Annotated in this window: 17 protein-coding genes; 6 read left to right on the forward strand and 11 right to left on the reverse strand. The window is 49.9% G+C overall.

Annotated elements, in window-relative coordinates; genetic code table 11:
• Nucleotides 1-42: 42 nt before the first annotated feature.
• The 3 genes from NDA01_RS20745 to ureG form a co-directional block, all read right to left on the reverse strand.
• Nucleotides 43-1,203 (reverse strand): ABC transporter permease subunit, encoded by a 1,161-nt coding sequence (locus NDA01_RS20745; protein ID WP_348229444.1) that lies wholly within the window; start codon nt 1,201-1,203, stop codon nt 43-45.
• A 103-nt stretch (nt 1,204-1,306) separates the two neighbouring features.
• Nucleotides 1,307-2,629 carry an urea ABC transporter substrate-binding protein gene (gene urtA, locus NDA01_RS20750; protein WP_190553714.1) on the reverse strand — a complete coding sequence of 441 codons (1,323 nt, stop codon included), beginning with the start codon at nt 2,627-2,629 and terminating at the stop codon, nt 1,307-1,309.
• A gap of 219 nt (nt 2,630-2,848) precedes the next feature.
• Nucleotides 2,849-3,442 (reverse strand): urease accessory protein UreG, encoded by a 594-nt coding sequence (ureG, locus tag NDA01_RS20755; RefSeq protein ID WP_348229445.1) that lies wholly within the window; start codon nt 3,440-3,442, stop codon nt 2,849-2,851.
• 279 nt (nt 3,443-3,721) lie between these two features.
• Between ureG and NDA01_RS20760 the strand changes: the two genes are divergently transcribed.
• Nucleotides 3,722-6,745: an EAL domain-containing protein gene (locus NDA01_RS20760; protein ID WP_348229446.1), complete on the forward strand. Its 3,024-nt coding sequence runs from the start codon at nt 3,722-3,724 to the stop codon at nt 6,743-6,745.
• Nucleotides 6,746-6,773: 28 nt separating this feature from the next.
• Here NDA01_RS20760 and NDA01_RS20765 read toward each other — a convergent pair whose 3' ends face one another.
• The 6 genes from NDA01_RS20765 to holA form a co-directional block, all read right to left on the reverse strand.
• A complete protein-coding gene (locus NDA01_RS20765; RefSeq protein WP_199296007.1) occupies nt 6,774-7,241 on the reverse strand; it encodes a response regulator in 468 nt (155 codons plus the stop codon).
• Entirely contained in the window at nt 7,238-9,742 is a 2,505-nt protein-coding gene (locus NDA01_RS20770) for a sensor histidine kinase (RefSeq protein ID WP_348229447.1), read from the reverse strand. The genes NDA01_RS20765 and NDA01_RS20770 overlap by 4 nt, the downstream gene beginning before the upstream one ends.
• A 185-nt stretch (nt 9,743-9,927) precedes the next feature.
• Nucleotides 9,928-10,635 carry an urease accessory protein UreF gene (locus NDA01_RS20775; RefSeq protein WP_348229448.1) on the reverse strand — a complete coding sequence of 236 codons (708 nt, stop codon included), beginning with the start codon at nt 10,633-10,635 and terminating at the stop codon, nt 9,928-9,930.
• The gene (gene ureE / locus NDA01_RS20780) at nt 10,604-11,056 is read right to left on the reverse strand and encodes an urease accessory protein UreE (RefSeq protein ID WP_190432629.1); all 453 of its coding nucleotides are present in this window, start codon (nt 11,054-11,056) and stop codon (nt 10,604-10,606) included. Before ureE ends, NDA01_RS20775 begins: the two co-directional genes overlap by 32 nt.
• Before the next feature lie 401 nt (nt 11,057-11,457).
• The gene (locus NDA01_RS20785; protein WP_348229449.1) at nt 11,458-11,997 is read right to left on the reverse strand and encodes a DUF4168 domain-containing protein; all 540 of its coding nucleotides are present in this window, start codon (nt 11,995-11,997) and stop codon (nt 11,458-11,460) included.
• Between the two features lie 150 nt (nt 11,998-12,147).
• Entirely contained in the window at nt 12,148-13,131 is a 984-nt protein-coding gene (holA, locus tag NDA01_RS20790) for a DNA polymerase III subunit delta (RefSeq protein WP_348229450.1), read from the reverse strand.
• A 33-nt stretch (nt 13,132-13,164) separates the two neighbouring features.
• Here holA and NDA01_RS20795 point away from each other — a divergent pair, with 33 nt between their 5' ends.
• From NDA01_RS20795 to cbiE, 3 genes are read left to right on the forward strand one after another with little or no spacing between them, the layout of a single operon-like run.
• Nucleotides 13,165-13,953 (forward strand): DUF1868 domain-containing protein, encoded by a 789-nt coding sequence (locus tag NDA01_RS20795; RefSeq protein ID WP_190555790.1) that lies wholly within the window; start codon nt 13,165-13,167, stop codon nt 13,951-13,953.
• 32 nt (nt 13,954-13,985) lie between these two features.
• Nucleotides 13,986-14,702, forward strand: coding sequence for a cobalt-precorrin-8X methylmutase (locus NDA01_RS20800; protein WP_348229451.1), 717 nt, complete (start codon nt 13,986-13,988; stop codon nt 14,700-14,702).
• Between the two features lie 11 nt (nt 14,703-14,713).
• The gene (cbiE, locus tag NDA01_RS20805) at nt 14,714-15,997 is read left to right on the forward strand and encodes a precorrin-6y C5,15-methyltransferase (decarboxylating) subunit CbiE (RefSeq protein WP_348229452.1); all 1,284 of its coding nucleotides are present in this window, start codon (nt 14,714-14,716) and stop codon (nt 15,995-15,997) included.
• Here the strand turns inward: cbiE and NDA01_RS20810 are convergent.
• Together NDA01_RS20810 and NDA01_RS20815 are read right to left on the reverse strand one after the other, a co-directional pair.
• Complete coding sequence (locus tag NDA01_RS20810) at nt 15,994-16,872, reverse strand: CPBP family intramembrane glutamic endopeptidase (RefSeq protein ID WP_348229453.1); 879 nt, start codon at nt 16,870-16,872, stop codon at nt 15,994-15,996. The two genes, cbiE and NDA01_RS20810, sit on opposite strands and share 4 nt — an antisense overlap.
• Before the next feature lie 349 nt (nt 16,873-17,221).
• Nucleotides 17,222-17,644 (reverse strand): AbrB family transcriptional regulator, encoded by a 423-nt coding sequence (locus NDA01_RS20815; protein WP_190432641.1) that lies wholly within the window; start codon nt 17,642-17,644, stop codon nt 17,222-17,224.
• A gap of 644 nt (nt 17,645-18,288) precedes the next feature.
• Here NDA01_RS20815 and NDA01_RS20820 point away from each other — a divergent pair.
• Both NDA01_RS20820 and NDA01_RS20825 read left to right on the forward strand, forming a co-directional pair.
• Nucleotides 18,289-19,326 (forward strand): succinate dehydrogenase/fumarate reductase iron-sulfur subunit, encoded by a 1,038-nt coding sequence (locus tag NDA01_RS20820; protein ID WP_348229454.1) that lies wholly within the window; start codon nt 18,289-18,291, stop codon nt 19,324-19,326.
• 25 nt (nt 19,327-19,351) lie between these two features.
• On the forward strand, nt 19,352-19,555 hold the full coding sequence (locus tag NDA01_RS20825; RefSeq protein ID WP_348229455.1) for a chlorophyll a/b-binding protein: 204 nt from the start codon (nt 19,352-19,354) through the stop codon (nt 19,553-19,555).
• The last annotated feature ends 29 nt before the right edge of the window (nt 19,556-19,584 follow it).

Genomic DNA, 19,584 nt, shown 5'->3' on the forward strand with positions numbered 1-19,584 from the left:
GCCAAGCTCAATCCAAAATCTAAAATCGGTAATCCAAAATTGCTATGCATCCACCGTTCGTCCCTTCTGCGGAAACAACCCTGCCGGACGCACTTGCAGAAATACCACAATCAATGCGAAGACCATCACCTTCGCCATACTGGTGCTAGAGAAGAAAGTGAAAAAGTCAGCCAACGGGGGCACCGCCGTCAACAAAGGACGAAACGCATCGGAGCCGATCAGATAAGTTAAGGTGCCGATCGCCATTGCCGCCACAATGCTGCCGACCAACTTGCCAACACCACCCACAACGACCACCATGAAAGTATCCACAATGTAATTCTGTCCAGTGTTGGGGCCAACGGAACCAAGTAAGCTCAGGGCACAGCCCGCGACACCTGCCAGCCCAGACCCCAGCGCAAAGGTGAGCGCATCTACCTTCTGAGTGGGGATGCCCAAGCAAGCACTCATGCTGCGGTTTTGCGTTACAGCTCGGATGCGTAGACCCCAAGGCGATCGCTGCAAGAACAGATAAATGGCAACGACGCAGAAAATAGTCAAGGCCACAATAAAGAGACGCACCGAGGAGACTTGAAAGCTCCCCAAAGAGAAGCCACTGCGAAGCCACTTAGGCGCGGTGACATCTACGTTTTGTGCCCCAAACCAAGGTTTAGTTACAGCCAGCTTATAAGTTTGGCTGAGGATATTGCCTGTGACCGCCGCAATGCCAAAAGAGAGCGGTAAAAGTAGCGCGATCGCCCAACCCCGCAGACGGTGCCAATCCGCACGACGAGACAGCAGCCACATTCCACCGAAAAAGAAGAGGCAAAAGAGAGCTAGACCAATCACCAGCACCCAATTCACACTCCGCACAAACTGCTGCAAGATCAGGCTCACGCCCCAGGTAGCCAGCAAAGTTTCTAGAGGACGGCCATATAAATACCGCACCACCCCTCGTTCCAAAATTAGCCCCATTAAAGCCGCGACTAAAAAGGCTAAAGGGAGAGCAAAGAGAATGTAGGTTTCTAGCCAGTCACCCCCCAGGCTCTTGAACACATTCTGAACTACGAAGGTGGTGTAAGCCCCCAACATCATCAATTCCCCGTGGGCCATGTTGATCACACCCATGAGGCCGAACACAATGGCGAGTCCCAGTGCTGCTAGCAACAACACCGAACCGATGCCAATGCCACCCAAAATCCCATCTACCAATCCCGTCAGCAAATCTCTCCCTCCTGCGAGCTGGGATTCTGAAGAAGAACTTGGTTAATTCAGCTCCAGAATCCTTTAGCGAAGTGGCACGTAGTGCTATCTAAAATCTCAATCTCTAGGTGGTCTTGTACTTGCCACCCTTGGCTGGGTCAGACCAATCACAAGCGAAGCCCTTGGTTTCAGCTACATACTGGTTCCAAGGCACAGGAGCTACGGCTTTGTCAGTAGAGGAGACAATCTCAAACAGACCATCGTCCCGCACCTCACCAATCCGCACCACTTTAGACAAGTGATGGTTGGCAGCCAAGCTGACCTGTCCTTGCGGAGCATCAAAGGTTTGGCCGATCGCAGCAGCCCGTACCTTCTCCATGTCATCTGCTGTAGCGGCCTTCTCAACCGCTTGCTTCCAGATGTAAACCATGATGTATGCTGCTTCCATCGGGTCGTTGGTGACGCGATCGCTGCCATACTTGGCTTTGAACGCCTCCACAAACTTCTTGTTGGCAGGAGTGTCCACGGTTTGGAAATAGTTCCAAGCGGCATAATGACCTTTGAGATATTCCGGTCCGATCGCCTTCACTTCTTCTTCCGCAATGCTGACGGACATAGAGGGATATTTGTCTGGTCCCATCCCTGCGCCCTGCAACTGCTTGAAGAAAGCTACGTTACTGTCTCCGTTCAGCGTGTTGTAGATCACGCCACCGTTGGGTAAAGCTTGCTTGATTTTGGCAATAATTGGCGTAACTTCAGTGCTACCTAGCGGCAGGTAGTCTTCCCCGACAACTTTGGCACCTTTGGCTTCTAGCTGGGCCTTGATGATGGTGTTGGCGGTGCGAGGGAAGACATAGTCAGATCCCACCAAGAAAAATTCTTTGCCCTTGTTTTCCAGCAGCCAATCGACCGAGGGTTCAATTTGTTGGTTGGGAGCGGCTCCGGTGTAGAAGATGTTTTTGGAACATTCTTGCCCTTCATACTGCACTGGATACCAGAGCATATGATTCTTCTGCTCAAAGACAGGCAAAACTGCTTTGCGGCTGGCAGAAGTCCAGCAGCCAAAGATAGTCGCGACCTTATCTTGGTCAATTAGTTTAGTTGCTTTCTCAGCGAAGGTAGGCCAGTCAGAAGCACCATCTTCTACAATCGCTTCAATTTGTTTGCCTAAAACACCACCTGCTTGATTAATTTCTGTGATCGCTAATTGTTCAGCATCTACCACGCTCTTTTCACTAATGGCCATGGTGCCGCTTAGCGAATGGAGAATCCCAACCTTGATGGTGTTGCCGCTACCAGCGGCGGCAGGGGATGCTGCTGTCGTAGGGGAAGCACTCTCGCCTGCTTGAGGGGTGGGATTATTGGCGCAAGCTTTTAGCAGAATGCTAGTACCAAAAGTGGCTGAGCCGTAAATCAGAAACTTGCGCCGCCCAAACTGCCTTGCCATGTTGTTATTATTCTCCTCACTCAATCTGCTAACCGGTGTCGGAAGTTACATGATTAAAGTGAGATATTATGGCGGAGCTTCTGAGGCTAATTGTATTAGCTTATACAAAATTCCGATGGCAATAAATGTTCTTAGTCTCAAACCCTAATCTTTGCGTGGGTTAAGTCAAAATAACCCCATGATGGAAAGTTCAAGGCGATCGCCAAACTCTACATACTTCTACATATTCTCTGTAATAAAATTAATCACCTGGTCTAACCCGGTCTGAGTTTTCAGATTGGTGAAAACAAAGGGCTTCTGACCTCGCATTTTTGTGGCGTCTCGCTCCATGACGCCTAGGTCAGCCCCGACGAAGGGAGCCAAATCAATTTTATTAATCACCAATAAATCTGATTTGGTGATTCCTGGTCCTCCCTTGCGAGGAATTTTGTCTCCTGCGGCCACATCAATTACGTAAATGGTGAGATCGACTAATTCAGGGCTGAAGGTAGACGCGAGATTATCGCCCCCGCTTTCCACGAACAGTAAATCTAAGCTCTGGAAGCGTTGTTCCAGTTGAGCGATCGCCGCTAAGTTGATCGAGGCATCTTCGCGAATTGCAGTGTGAGGGCACCCTCCAGTTTCTACCCCAATGATGCGCTCTTGCTCCAATGCCTGATGCTTGACTAAAAACTGCGCATCTTCTTGGGTGTAAATGTCGTTGGTGACTACCGCAATATTGTATTGCTGACGTAGAGCTTTACACAGCGTCTCTACCAAAGCAGTTTTGCCAGAGCCTACTGGACCTGCGATCCCAACCCGTAGTGTACTCATCTGGAATTCTCCTAGCCAGATTAAAATTATATTCTCTAGATAAATTAAATCTTTAGTCTAAGTATTGTCTGTCGTTGCGAATTGTGACTGCACCCAGTCCGAAATGGCTGAAAAACTTCTGAAGAGCATTAAATTTTGCAGCACGAATTATAATCTCAATCCTCCGGCATCAAAAATTTAAGATCAGGGCACATTTATGTGTATGAGAGCAAAATTTGGGCAATGTCGGTAACCGACCAAAACTTTAAGATAAGGTTAATTTGTATATTAGATAACCATATGTATCAGTACCCCATCAAAGTGCTGTTGGTTGAAGATGACGAGGACGACTACGTTCTCACGCGATCGCTCTTCTCAGAAATTGAGGGTGATAAGTTTACCCTGGAATGGGTTCAGACCTATGAAGCGGCGCTGACTTTGATGGGGCAGCATCGGCATAACATTTATTTAATCGACTACCGCTTAGGGCTCCATGATGGCTTGGAGCTGTTGCAGGCAGCGATCGCTCAAGGTTGCTGCGCTCCTATTATCCTGCTCACCGGACAAGGTGATCAAGAAATTGATGTAGCGGCGATGCAAGCTGGTGCGGCGGACTATCTAGTTAAAGGTCGAATTGATGCTGCTTTATTAGAGCGAGCCATTCGTTACGCGATTGAACGGAAGCGCACCCTAGAAGCCCTCCGAGCCAGCGAGTCGCGTCTGGAAGGAATTTTAGCTTCCCTCGAAGATGTAGTTTGGTCGATTTCGGCTACAACCTTTGAGACCATCTATATTAGTCCTGCCGCTGCCGCGCTCTACGGTCGTCCTGTAGCGGAGTTTTACCAAAATCCCCAGCTGTGGCTGGAAGTGGTGCATCCAGAGGATTTGGAGCAGGTCAAAGCCGCATCAGAGCATCTGCTCAAAGTAGGTTTCAAGAATTTAGAGTACCGAATTCTCCAGCCTACAGGCGGAGTGCGATGGATTCATGACCGGGCGCACGTAGTCTACGACGGAGGCAGCCAAGGCGATCGCATTGATGGCATGGCCATTGACATTACCGAGGCAAAGCAAGCCGAAGCCTCCCTCAAGGCAATTGTCCGGGAAAACAGCCAGTTGGCTTCTGCGATCGCCAATATGACGATTGGGGTGGTGATTACGGACCCCAACCTGCCCGAAAACCCAATTATTTTTGCCAATCCCGGATTTGCCAAGATGACGGGCTACACCCCTGAGGAAGTCTTGGGCCGTAATTGTCGGTTCTTGCAAGGCGCTGACACCAATCCAGTTCATGTCGATGAGATGCGGCAGGCGATCGCAACCCATCGATCTATTACGCAGGTGTTGCTGAACTACCGCAAAGATGGCACCCCCTTCTGGAACGAACTCACTATCAACCCCGTGTTTGATGGCGATGGCAAACTGATCAACTTCATTGGCTTGCAAAACGATGTCACTGGCCGCAGGCAAGCCGAAGCAGCATTACGAGAAAGCCAAGAGCGCTACGCCCTAGCAGTTCAAGGAGCTAACGATGGCTTGTGGGATTGGAATCTAAAAACCAATGAAATTTACTTTTCCCCCCGTTGGAAATCGATGTTGGGTCATCAAGAAGATGAAATTGGCAGTTGCCCAGAAGAGTGGCTGCATCGAGTTCATCCCGAGGATATAGAGCGCTTGAAGGCTCAGATCGATCTGCACCTAGAAGGGCTGTCACCCCACTTTGAAAGCGAGCATCGGATGCAGTATCAAGATGGTTCCTATCGTTGGATGCTGAGCCGAGGACTAGCTGTGCGGGATGCCGATGGCAAGATTTCGCGCATGGCGGGGTCTCAAACCGATGTCACCAGTCGCAAGCAAGTCGAAAAACAACTTCTGCATGACGCCTTCCATGATGTCTTGACAGGGCTTCCCAACCGCGCCCTGTTTATGGATCGCTTGGGGCTGTCGATTGAGCGCTCGAAGCGACCAGGCAATAACTTGTTTGCCGTCCTCTTCCTAGATCTAGACCGCTTTAAGGTAATTAATGACAGCTTGGGCCACATGATTGGCGACCAACTGTTGATTTCGATCGCTCGTCGTCTGGAGGCTTGTCTGCGGGGAGGAGATACCGTGGCTCGCTTGGGTGGAGACGAGTTCACCATTCTGCTAGACGATATTAGCGATCTCGATGACGCGACTCGGATTGCCAACCGCATTCATCACGCCCTCCAGTCTCCCTTCAATCTGCAAGGCCAGGAAGTTTTCACCTCGGTCAGTATTGGCATTGCTTTAAGTGAAACCGGGTACGATTGGCCAGAAGATTTGCTGCGAGATGCCGACACTGCCATGTATCGGGCCAAATCTCTGGGCCGCGCCTGCCACAAAGTGTTCGATCGCACCATGCACTTGCGAGCTGTAGAGTTGCTCCATCTAGAAACCGATTTGCGACGGGCGATCGAGCGGCAAGAACTGCGGCTGCATTACCAACCCATTGTCTCCCTCACCACGGGTAGAATTCACGGCTTTGAAGCCTTGATTCGCTGGCAGCATCCAGAGCGCGGTTTAATGTCGCCTGCCGAATTTATTCCGGTAGCCGAAGAAACAGGATTGATCGTTCCGGTGGGGCTTTGGGTGTTGCGTGAAGCTTGTCAGCAAGCGCAAAAGTGGCAAAAACAGTTCTCTACCAGTTTCCCTCTCACCATGAGCGTGAATTTGTCTGGAAAGCAATTTTCGCAGCCCGACTTGATTGGGCAAATTGAGCAGATTTTGCAAGCCACCGCTTTGGATGCGCGGAGCTTGAAGCTGGAAATTACAGAAAGCGTGATGATGGAGAACGCTGAATCTGCCACTAAAATGCTGCTGAGGCTCAAAGCCTTGGGTGTGCAACTACACATTGATGACTTTGGCACTGGCTACTCATCGCTGAGCTATCTACATCGCTTCCCCATTGATCAACTCAAAATCGACCGCTCTTTTGTGAAGCGCCTGGGAGCCGATGATGAAAGTGCCGAAATTGTGCGGGCGATCGTGACCCTGGCGCATAACCTGGGTATCCATGTGACGGCAGAAGGAGTGGAAACCGCCGAACAACTGACGCAACTGCGGGCCTTGGAATGTGAATACGGCCAAGGTTATTTCTTCTTCCAACCCCTCACAGAGGCAGTTGTGGAGAAACTAATTTTGACAGAGCAGCAGTGGTCTGAAAGTTGTGAATGCCTAACTTCGGAGTTGGGACAAAACACCCACCGCGATCCAGCCTTGTGCCGATCGGCAAATTTAGCGTTACCTGGAATCAATCCAGAAGTGCTACGAGTCAACCCAGAAGCAGTGCCAAAGCCCTTTATCTAACACTGTTCCCAATCCTAGCTGCTGCAGCTCAGTCTTCTGAGGGCAACTCGACAATTTCAAACCAATATCGGCCCAGAATTTTCATCACTTCTACCAACGACTCAAAAGTAACAGGCTTAGTAATGTAAGAATTGGCTCCTAAATCATAGGTGCGATAAATATCTTCCTCGGCTTGAGAGGTCGTAAGAACTACAACGGGGATTTGGCGCAGTTCTGGATCAGCTTTAATCTCTTGTAATGCTTCCCGACCATCTTTGCGCGGCATGTTGAGGTCTAGCAAAATTAAACCCGGACGCGGCGACTGAGTTTGGGAGTCAAACTTACCCCGATGATAAAGATAGTCCAATAGTTCCTCTCCGTCTTGAACAAAATGGAGATTATTTGCGAGGCGACATTCTTCTAGAGCTTCACGCGCCAGCATGCGATCGTCTTCATCATCGTCGGCCATCAAGATGGTGATGGGTTTACCGGGGAGATTGCTAGCGCCTTGCTTCATAGAGTTTGTTGAATCGGGATCGTGACAATAAAGGTGGTGCCTTGGCCCAGGCTACTTTTAGCTGTGATACTACCTCGGTGGCGTTCAGCAATTTTGCGACAAATGGCGAGTCCTACCCCGGTACCTTCATAGTCGCTGCGGTTATGCAGTCGCTGAAACACAGTAAAGATGCGATCGAGGTACTTTTCATCAAACCCAATGCCATTATCTGTGACGAAAATTTGACAGAGCCGATTACTAGGAGCCTGAAGCGGGGTTGGTGAGTCGGCAGCCTCTAGGAGCTGAGCTGAAATGCTGACAATCGGACGGCGATCGCTTTGATGAAACTTCAGGGCGTTACTAATCAGATTTTGGAATAATTGCCGCATCTGCAAGGGATCAGCTTCTATCGTCGGTAAATAGTCAGCTTCGATACATCCGCCAACTCGCTGGATCTGCACTTCGATATCAGATAAAACTTCTTGGACGATGGTGCCGAGGTCTACAGGAATGAAGGGCTGGGCTTTAGTCGTCACTCGTGAGAAGGCTAACAAATCGTTGATCAGCGTTTGCATCCGCTGAGCGGCATTTTGCATTCGCTCTAGATAGTCTTTACCTTCGGGAGGCAGAGAATCAGCACATTTCAGCTTCAAGCGATCGCCAAACGCTTGGATTTTGCGGAGCGGCTCTTGGAGGTCATGGGAAGCGACAGAGGCAAAATCTTGCAGCTCTCGGTTGCTTTGCTCCAACTTAGCTACCAGTGTTCCCAGTTCCTTTTCAGCTTTGCGGCGTTCACTAATTTCTTCCGCCAGTTCAGTGTTAATGGCGACGAGTTGCTGGGTACGCTCCTGCACTCGCTGCTCTAGCAGTTCATTGGCGCTTTTGATTTCCCAAAATTTTTGAGTGAGGCTCGCCGCCATCGACTGAAAATTTTGCACCAGCGAATCTAACTCGGTTACAGAGCTACGCGGCCACCGAGTCAACTCACTCTCCAGCAACCTGTAAGGCAAATTGGTTGTAACGTCAGCAAGTTTTGAGAGGGGATTGATTAAGCTCTGACTGATCAAGGTGGCAAAGATTAAGCCTGTTCCGGAAATGAGTAATAAGATGGTCAAATTTTGGGTATGGACTTGCTCAATCCGGTGAACTTGAGGTTTAGCAGGTAGTTCTACAATCAAGGTCCAAGGCAGTTGGAGGGCGATCGGAGTTTCTTGCACAAAGAACGAATTGCTCCACCGCACCATGACTAAAGGACTGCCAAGGACAGGAAACCACTGGTAGGTTCTAGGCCCAATCGCTTGCACTTCTCCTTGCTGCTTCCGATTGAACTGTGGTGTGGCGACTCGACTGGCATCCGTGCTAGCAACCACGCTCTGAGCCGCATCCACTAAAGTCACCTGGAGCCCTTGCTCGGTCACATGCGATCGAATCATGGCACCCACCCCAGTGTCAGCATCAATTTCACCCAAAACAAACCCAGAGAGAACCCCACGCTGCTGAATGGGAGCACAGAGCCAAAGATGAATGCTGCCAGGGGTTTGCTGCTGAGTGCCAAGGGTGAAAAGCTGAGGCTGAGATGTAGCCTGAAGCTGGCTGAGCGACAGCGTGGGGGGCAGAGCAGAATAGGTGGTGTCTACTTGAGCTGTAGCGCTGAGCGTGCTCAGAATCGGTATGCCTGTCCGATCTACTACCGACAAATTAAGAAAGTCAGGGAAAATATCTTGCGTGAGTTCCAAGCTTTGCCGCAAAGCTGGAGTCGTAGCGTCAAGAGGAGTGCGGGCAGCCAGTTGGGCTAGCTGTGTCACCGCGGTGAGGCGCTGGTTGTACCAAGCTCGGACCTCAACCACCAGATTAGTAGAAGCAACGCTTAATTCCACAGCAGATGAGGTTCTGATGTTATCCATGACTTGGCGGCCATCTAGAACCATCAGCATTAGGGTAGGGAAGAAAACGAAGGCAACTAATAAGTTGAGGAGGGTTTGTTGGAGAGAGAGGGTGCTAATGGCTTGGGGGCGACCGACCCAGCGATGAATCGGTAAGTGAGTCAGTATCAAGTTGGCAATTAAGGCATTGAAAATACCATTGGCGGGCTGCTTCAGCAGAATGATGGTGGTTTGAATGGCATCCAACTGTAGGAGGTTGCCGTAAAACAACCAAACCAACGGCATGCCAATCAGTATCCAGAAGAGAGCGTCCAGTAAGACGATGTTTTGTCGCCGTCGATGAAAGAAGATGCCTACAAATAAAGCTTCAGCAGTAAACGTGATGATGGAATAGGGATGGTGCCAAAGGATATAGGTGCAGAGACTAGCCACAAAAGCGGCAACAGTGCCCCAGATGCTGCCATATAGACAAACGACTATCCAAGTGGCAATGCTGCCAAACAAAAAGTCGATATTGAAGAAAAAAGACCACCGCCAATAGTTGCCGAGGTAGCCCGCAATCACCAAAAAGAGGAATCCCAGGATGCCTCGATAACGGATCGCCCATTGTTTCAAATAGGAAAGTTTGTGCAGATCCATAGCTCCTACCTTATCGTCCTACAGAGTTGAGGAGAGTCGGCAGCGTTAGCCCAGCAGACAGCTACATCAGCTCATATCCACTTAGTAATTCCTAATCTTGTTGAATTTGTACCTAGTCTTAGCTAATCGTTACTGGTGATCACAAGGAATTACTGGTTACACAAAGTTGTAACTTGGAAGAACTTCTAGCTGCGAAAGAGACGGCTGTACTGCACTTCATGAGCCATACTGGCGATCGCTAGGCCCCAGCCACAACTGCATAAATCCTCATCCTTCAAGGCTAAAATTTCCCCTGTGGCATTACTCAAACAACTCTGTAGCTCCACTAGAAGTCGCTGGCCCGCCGTTTGTCCTAAGGGAATTAGTTTGACGCCTGCATTCATCAGGTTGGTAACCCAACTGTGGAGATAGCCTAAAATTGCTGCTTCGGGGTCAATCTGCCAACTGGCAGCGGCAATGCCAAAGGCGATCGCGAAATTACAAGGTTCGCCACAGGCCTGAATTACAGGTGCTAAGTCTGGCTGGAGTTCTTGAAGTAAGCGGCCTAAAGAGTAGCCCATCTGCCAGCTTTGTTGGCGCAGCTCTTCTGTTTCTCTGCTGGCTGAGAGCCAAGCGTTCCAATGACGCAGGGCAGGGCGATCGCTTGCTTGGGTGGCATGGTAGGCGTGGAGCATGATTGCTGCTTCGAGTCGAATGGCCCCTACTTGCAATTCCTGTTGTAGCCAGTGTTCTAGACTCAGTTTGTCTTTAATGATGCCTGCCTCTACGAGTGCTTCCAGACCTTCTGAGTAACTGTAGGCTCCTACAGGTAAAGCAGAACTAGCTAGTTGGAGCAAACTCAGTAGTGCTTGAGGTTGCAGACTAATGGGCATGGCTAGGTCCACTGTGCCCATAAGCGCCAACTTCTGGTTGAAAGGCTGCGATTTCTGCGCTTACCTGTAATCCCAGATGCTCCAGCATCGATTGGAGGACTGGATCGGGAGAGAGACGCAGATAATCCGCCGTGATCTCTAAAGCAACATGACGATTTCCTAAGTGGTAGGCTGCTCGCAAAAGCTCTAGAGAAGTCTGCGCTTTCACAGTCAAGACGGGTTCAGGCTTAGCGGCAATCCGCACCAAGACATCCCCAGTTTCGGCTTGCAGCAGATCTCCATGATGTAGCACTGTGCCGCGCGGCAACTGCAATCGCACGCTCTGCCCCGCTTCTGTGGCAAGTTGATAGCGGCTGCGGGCACGCTCCTCGGCGGTGAGGGCTAGGGTGAGATCAACGGCGATCGCAACATCAGCAGATAAACGGTGGGTCAACGTCAGCATGACTCAGAACAGTGTTTCCAGGAGATCAACCTCACTCCTGCTTACTATAAACCGCTAGGTTGATTGCTTTGAGCCGTTGCCCTCATTTTTTCGGGGTGGTACAAAGTCAATCGAGATCCGGTTAATCGACATTCTGACGGATCAAAAAATGCCGCCTCTATGACAGAGAACAGCATTTTAAGTCTCAAATTGATGCAGTTATCAACCAGGTTTATCTTAAGGATTTCTGAAGCAGGTGGAAGGGCTAAATTTTGGCTGGGAGGGGATTGGGACTTCAGGCCAGCCTCGATCCCCTCTCTAAAGATTGTTCATCTTCGGCGCTACATCTAAACCATCAACTGGGTGAACATTTGCCGTTCTGAAGTCATGCAGCAGAGGTGAGTTTTGTTGCTGCTCAAAATTTATCTAGATGGCTTTTGTAGCTCCAATAACTCCGCTTGAACCCGCTTCTCTAGATTTGGATCACTCTGAACATTCACGGTAATGGCGTTGAATTTGTCGATCGTCAGGCCGTTGCTCTCAACAATTTTTTTAGATTTGTTGCAATACTCAACTGCAATTCCGCGAACGTTTTGGGCCAATCCTTGTAAGCTCTTGGGTCTATGACAAGCGATCGCCGGAATGCCGCCAGAGCCGACAAGTTTTTTAATGTCTCTGTAAGAGACCTGGCGCACTTCTTCTACCGCCAACACAGCGCGAGCGTAACTTTTGAGTTCTGCTGCACTGGGTGCCGCTTGAGCCACAGCAGCCGTACTAAACATTTGCTCTGGAGAGCGCTCTGATAAGCTAGGAACCCAGCCAGAAGCAAGGCCAACAGCGGCTAAGAAACCAATCGCGAAGGACTGTGAAACCAGTTGCATCCGAGGCTGTTGCAGTTTAGCAGTCAAGGTACGAAGCATTTGAGGGTGAAATGGCACGAGGGAACGGCAAGAGTTCATCATAATCCGATGTGACAGAACAAAAACTAGAACAATCCCAAATCTATTCTTGTTGAACTATTTTATATAGGCTAAGTTCCAGGTGTGGGATAGACATTTGAGCAATGTTGCCTCCTCACAAACCAGACAATTAAACCCAATGGATGGCATCGCTTAGCGCTGGTAAATTTGACAAAGTTCAACCACTTTAGTTTGTAGAGCGGCGAGCTCTTCTGCGCCTTGCTTAAGGCTCAGTTCTAGTTCCAACAACAGGGGCAATGTTTGCTGGAGTTGCTGAGAGGACAGGCTGCGCACTTCTTGTTGGAGAAAATAAATCCGTTTGGGATTGCTGACTTCGGCGGCTTGAGCGATCGCCCGCTCATCGCGTTCCCCAGCTTCCTGCATCAATTTGACCCACAACCAAGTGCGAAACTGGCCGATCAAAGTCGCTACAACCCGCAGCGCTGGTTCATTGTGACTGAGGAGACCTGCCACGAGTTCCAACGCTTCACCGACTTGGCCTTGGCGGATCGCGGCGGCCAGTTGCAAACTATTTTGGGTATTCACCACGACTAGTCTGGCTACTACCTCTGCTTCTAGGGGTTGAGCGCGATCGCCCGCATAGAGCCGTAATTTTTCTAGTTCACTATAGAGTTGTCGGGAGTTGTTACCGACCGACTCTGCCAAGAGCTCCATGCTGGGCTGCGTTAGCGTCACCCCTACTGTTTGAGCCACTTGGCGGACCTGCTGGAGCAGTTGATCTGTTTTCCAAGGCGGAATTGGCGAGAATTCCTTGATCTCGGCATATTTCTGGAGCAATTTGGTGGACTTGAGTCGTCCGTCTGGTTTGTTGCGGGCTGTCAGCAGCAACACCGAGGCGTCTGGGATGGCGGGTAAAGTGCGCTCTAGCTCTGTTAAAACGGTTTCTGGACATTGCTGCCCTAGGGTAGTGTTTTCGAGCCAAACTAACCGTTTCCCCATCCCAAACGGGGGTGTCATTGCTTGCGTGAGCGCCTGAAGAACGGCATTGCTCTGCTCTGCTGAAATCTTGTCGAAGTTAAAGCTGGTCCAATCTGGATCGAGGGTGCGATCGCGCAGGGTTGTAACAGCTTTTGCGATCGCAAAGTCATCTTCTCCCCAATAGAGGTAAATTGGCATACAGAGCACCTGAACGCGCGAGGCGATCGAGAGTTGGACGATAATTATCAAACTTATGTGAATCGAGTGCTACGGCTACCTCTGCCAGAGACTTATAAATCTCAATTGCAAAATATTCAAGAGTCTCCTAAGTTCCAACTGCAAGAAGTGGGAGGCGAGCGGCAGGCAGTAGCGTTTCCGGGTTACACCATAGTCACCCCACCAGGGGGCGAAGAAACTGAAAATCAGGCTTTCTACGCTAATTTGCAGGCGCTCCAAGCGCAACTCCAGCAGCAGCTTGATCCTAATCTATTCGTGCCTCTACCGCCGGACAGCTTCCACCTCACCGTGGCAGACCTGATTTGGGATCATGCCTATCGTGATGCGGCCAAAAACCCAGAGTTTGAGCAGCAACTCTGCGATCGCATGGCTCAGAGTTTTCAGCAGTACCAGCGGATGCACCCGCAATCCCACCCTGTACGCTTACAAGCGGTGGGCTTAATTGTGATGCCACGAGCGATTGGAGTTGGCTTGGTTCCCAAGGAAGAAGTCGCCTACGAGCAACTACTGCAACTCCGCCGAGCGATCTACCAAAATCCTGGCTTGATGGCTTTAGGAATCGAGCAGCAATATCACTTCACGGCCCATGTGACTCTAGGCTACTTCGGTAGCATTCCGCCTGAGCTAGACCGCGATCGTCTCAGCGAGCAATTCACCCAGTTGAATCAGCAGTGGATCACAGGTGTGCCTCAGGAGATGTGGGCCTACCGCGCCGAACTCCGAAAATTTGATAACATGACACGCTATTATCGAGAACCGGATTGGCCCAGCCTCGAAATTTAGCCTTGTAATTTAGCCCTCTTACTGAGCTACCTATGAATTTGCCCATGCATCCCATCATGCAGCAGAGCTTTGCGGTGATTGACCAGGAAATCGGGGATCACAGCTTTAGCGCGACTGAATATGCGATCGTGCGACGAGTGATTCATAGTACGGCTGACTTCGACTTCAAGCAACTGCTCCGGTTTAGCCCCGGAGCTATTGCGACTGCGATCGCGGCTCTTCAACAGGGCTGCCCGATCATTACTGATGTCGGCATGGTGAAACAGGGTGTCGCCAATATGGTGGCGCAAACCTTCGGCAATCCATTGATCAGTGCGGTGGAGCAAGTGACAGAGGCTCCCCCTGGGAAAACTCGCACAGAAACTGGATTGCTTGAATGTTTGCAGCGGTTTCCCCAGGCGATCGTGGTGATTGGGAATGCCCCCACCGCTTTGCTAGCGCTCTGTCAGCAGCTACAGGCGCATTCAGGTACTGCTGGTTTAGCGCCTGCCTTGGTGATTGGAGCCCCCGTTGGGTTTATTTCTGTGGTGGAGTCGAAAGTAGCGCTAGCCGCCACCCCAATCCCGCAGATTCGTGTGGAGGGCCGCAAAGGTGGTTCTCCGGTTGCAGCAGCGATCTTAAATGCCTTGCTGGTGTTGGCTTGGGAGCAACAGCCTAAACCGCTAGAACCAAGCCACGTTCTGGAAGCGCTAGAACCAAACTGCGATCGCGCCCTCTTGCCGACTCATTCGACTAATCAATCTCATTAATTAACGAGCCAATGACTCCCATCCATGTAGTCGGAATCGGCTTAGATGGAGCCGCTGGTCTCAGTCCTGCCGTTCAGAAAATAGTGGCTGAAGCGACGCTGCTGGTCGGAAGCGATCGCCATTTAAGCTATTTTCCAGAACACTCAGGCGAAAAACTGAAGCTAGGAGATTTCACCCAAGCGATCGCGACAATCCGCCAACATTTAGCAGCAACTGCAACCGCAACGCCTCTTCCTAGAATTGTAGTCTTGGCTTCCGGTGACCCCCTCTTTTTTGGCTTGGGACGGTTGCTGCTAGCCGAACTACCAGCTGAACAATTAACGTTTTATCCGCATCTCAGCTCCGTTCAACTTGCCTTTAATCGCGTCAAAATTCCCTGGCAAGATGCTCGCATTATTAGCGCCCACGGACGTTCCTTAGAGGAGCTAACTCAAGCCATTCAACAAGGCGTAGCCAAAATTGCTGTCTTAACAGACAACACCCATTCACCCGCCACGATCGCCCACCTGCTGCAAAGCCTCGACCTGCCCCAGCGCTATCAAGTTTGGGTGTGTGAGAACTTAGGTAGCCCTGAAGAACGAGTGCAAGCCTGGTCTCCAGAAGCGTTGCGATTGGAAGCCTTTGCTCCCCTGAATGTCGTAATTTTGCTGCGCTCCGGAAGCCATACAGAACCTTTAGACCTCAAAACTTTACCTCTGTTCGGTCTGCCAGATTCAGCATTTATCAGCTTTAGCGATCGCCCCAACCTCATGACCAAGCGTGAGGTGCGGACTTTAGTGCTCGCCGAACTGGCACTCCAACCCGGGCAAGTGATTTGGGATATTGGGGCAGGCACAGGCTCTGTCTCCATTGAGATCGCCCGTCTCATCCCAGATGGTCAAATTTACGCCATCGAAAAAACTGCGATCGGAATTAGCCTAGTGCAACAAAACCGCGATCGCTTTCAGTTAGAAAATATCGCTGTTATTCACGGCCCCGCTCCCGCAGCATTGCATTCACTCCCCGCTCCCGATCGCATCTTTATTGGTGGCAGTGGCGGCAACCTGAGCCAGATTCTGGATGTCTGTGCAGCCCATTTAGCGCCTCAAGGTGTCTTGGTTCTAGCCTTAGCCACCCTGGAGCACTTGACTCAAGCCCTGGCTTGGCTAGAGCAGCAAAACGCCCCAGCTCAACCGCCAGCTTGGCAGCATCATCTAATACAAGTCCAACTCGCGCGGTCAGTCCCCGTCGGTCCTCTCACCCGCTTCGCCCCTCTCAACCCAGTCACCTTAATCACTGTCAGTCGCATTGCTTAGTAGCGGTTGGCAATGAAGCCCCCAGCACCCAACCACCAAAGCCCTACCCCAGTTCCAACCAGAAACAATAGACCCATCACTCCTGCCAGTGGCTGCTGGCCTAACCCAGTCATCCAAGTTGGCCCCTTACCCGTATAAGCGATCGCCTGAGCCGCATCTAAGCTCGCAATGCCCCAAATCCACCCAGCATGTAAGCCACAAGCGAGTCCCAAACTGCCACCATCCACTTGGCGGGCCAGCACCAGCACCATGCCCATGAGCCAAAGTCCGGGTAATTGGGGAATATTCTCAGGCCCTTCCCAAACCAAGTGCAGGACCGCAAAAATGCTACTAGCGATCGCGCCTGCCAGCCAAAGCGAGTAGTCTTGCTGCAATTGATTCAGAAGAAACCCGCGAAAAATTAGTTCTTCAGTCACACTCACCCAAATTCCTAATACCAGCGTTGGTAGCCAGATGCGCCAACTCCAGCTGCTAGTTTTGCCAGCTTCAGAAACAGAATTTTGTCGTGAAATTTGAGAGGATAGCGGCCACTGAATCCAACCTAAAGCTACTTGGAACCCGAACAAAACTGCTAAGCCTAAAACACCTAAAATCAGTCCTAATCCTAAAGAGCCGAAGAAGGGAACCGTTCCAGTTAAGCCATAACCTAAGAAAGGCACTCCTTGAATTCGAGCAAACCCCCAGAGAATTAGAGGGGCAATTAAATAAAGGGGAGCGAGTAAAGGTAATTTTTGTGAAGGAGTAATGGGTTGAGGGGGTTGCCACTTGAGCGCGATCGCTAGCGGAATTCCCAAGGGCAACCAAACCACAACCCAAACGATAAAAAAAACAACTGCCTTAATGATTGCTGATGCTTCTATAAAAGACGAAATCATCAGGTGAGTTGCTTGATCTAACATAACTAGGGGCACGACGAAGAGAAACAATAGAACTTGGGAGTTCAGCGTTAGTGAGGAGCAAGGGCATGACAGGTAAATGTCTCAATCCATCGTTAAAAAGATGTATTTTTTAAGCTCATGAAGCTAACAGATTGGCAGAAATCTTGAATTTAATGACTTGTGCACTACCAATCCTGACGTTTCTCGATCCGCAACCCCAGGTCTGAGTGGCTTCATGTCATTGATTAATTGACACCTCAGACAGGGTTAAGCAGAAATTTACCTGTTAACTCCCGCGATCGCTCTATTAATTGTCTTCATGCCTGAAGCAAACTAGAAGAAGTATTTATTCCTCGTCTAGCTCATCATCATCGACTGCCCTACCACCATTGCGATCGGCATCTACCTGAATCAGATGAATGTGTTTGTAACCAAGTTTGATTTCAAACTCATCACCTGGCTTTAATCCCATTGCCTGGGTGTAAGTTGCACCAATGACAATTTGGCCATTTTTGTGCACACTAACGCGATAGGTCGGTTCTCTACCACGGCCATCCTTCGAACCTTCAGGGCTTAAAGGAATACCCCTAGCAGCCAGAAGTGCATCATAGAAATCAGTCAAATTAACCCGAGTCTGGTCATTTTTTGTGACCGTGTAGTAACCGCAGCGCTTTGCCGTTTCCCGCCGAGGTAAGTGAGAAAGTTCTTTTACTTTTTGCAGTAGCGCTTTGCCCGTCAATGGGGCTGTTGGCGTTTCAGTTTCAGTCATCACTTTGCAAAATATCCTTTGCTCTCTAGGAGGGTAAATAAGAAATGCCAGTGTGTGGCTTTATAAAAAATATATCCTCTAATCTATATGTTTTGACAAGACTTTTACTAATTAGTTTTATCACTAATATTTGGAGGTTCACTTTACAGATTTTTGTGTCAATGCTTAACCTTTGCTCAGCCAAAATTTCCGATGACGAGTATTTTAGAAGATTTTATAATTGGATGCACGATTTCAATGAGCTGTCAACCTGAGAAGTGTTTATACAAGTTATGATCCCGACTCCTGCTTCTCCTCTGGAAAGCTCACTAGTCGCTCTAATTAGCAGGAAAGGACAGTTCGTCACAAACTTCTAAACTATGTTTTCTCAGGAAAATTTCATCTTTGCAATGTCGAATGCACATCGCCTAGAGCAGAAATTGCAAAGGTAAGGGTACTCTACGGATCGTGATGCCGGTAAAGCACTGTTGGGGTCGCCTAGGTTAGAGAAGTTCAGGATTAAACTAGAGTTAGGGCAGGAAAGCTACTCATCAACAAAGTAGTGAACTGCAAGTGACGAAGCAGGCGGAAATCTTCTTGCCCAAACTCTAAATTTCAGTGATTTCTTACTTTACCCTGCAAATTTCAAGGCTTCGGTTTTAAGCATGCAAGTTCTCTTTAAAGTAGACCGACAGAGCCAAAATGCTCCAGCTTGGGTGCAGACTTACACTCTTGATGTTGATCCTGGCATGACAATTCTTGATTGCTTAAATCGCATCAAATGGGAGCAAGACGGTAGTTTAGCTTTTCGGAAAAACTGTCGCAATACAATTTGTGGCAGTTGCTCAATGCGAATTAATGGCCGTTCGGCGTTGGCTTGTAAAGAAAATGTGGGTCATGAATTAGCTCGACTGCAACAAATTGCCAGCACAGCAGCATTAAACTCCCAGCCTGCTGAGAGTTTGCCAGAAATTACGATCGCGCCGATGGGCAACATGCCTGTGGTGAAAGATTTAGTGGTCGATATGCAGAGCTTTTGGAGCAATTTGAAAGCCGTTGATCCCTACGTCAGTACTGCGGCTCGGCAAGTCCCAGAACGGGAGTTTTTGCAAACCCCGGCTGAGCGATCGCGCCTCGACCAAACGGGCAACTGCATTCTCTGTGGCGCTTGTTATTCCGAATGCAATGCCCGCACCGTCAATCCTGATTTTGTCGGCCCTCACGCCTTAGCCAAGGCTTACCGCACCCTGGCAGACTCTCGCGACGATCAAACCGCAGCGCGCCTTGACCAATACAACCAAGGGACGCAAGGGGTATGGGGTTGTACTCGCTGCTTTTTCTGCAACTCGGTCTGCCCGATGGATGTGGCTCCAATGGACCAGATTGGGAACATCAAGCGAGAAATTCTAGCCAACCCTTCTGTAGAAGATAGCCGCCCCATTCGGCACCGCCGCACCTTAGTAGATTTGGTCAAGCAAGGAGGCTGGGTAGATGAGCGCCAATTTGGTCTGCGGGTCGTAACCAACTCCTTCCGGGATCTCCAAGGTTTAGTCACGATGGGGAAACTGGGTTTACGGATGGTGCAACGAGGCAAGTTCCCCTTTACGTTCCACGCTTCTGCTGGGACTCCTCAAGTGCGATCGCTGATTGAGTCAGTGCAAAATTTAGCGGTAGAGTCAAAGCAGTCTAATTCCCAGCCCTAATCTGCTGATTCATCACATTCTTGCTATGAACGAAACAACTTCTACTCCCCCCCAGCCCACTGGCCCCCAAGCCACCCTAGACGCTGACAACCGTTTTGAACCTGCCTTCGGCTGGACCTTCTATGCGGAGCAAATCAACGGGCGATTTGCCATGATCGGCTTTGTCGCCTTACTAATTCTGGAATTCTTTACGCATCAAGATTTTTGGACTTGGTTAGGCTTGCGGTGATCGCGGCTTTCTTGCTTTGGCTGTCCTGA

It is taken from the genome of Trichocoleus desertorum AS-A10, assembly GCF_039962155.1.
In the GTDB taxonomy this organism is placed as follows: Bacteria; Cyanobacteriota; Cyanobacteriia; order FACHB-46; family FACHB-46; genus Trichocoleus.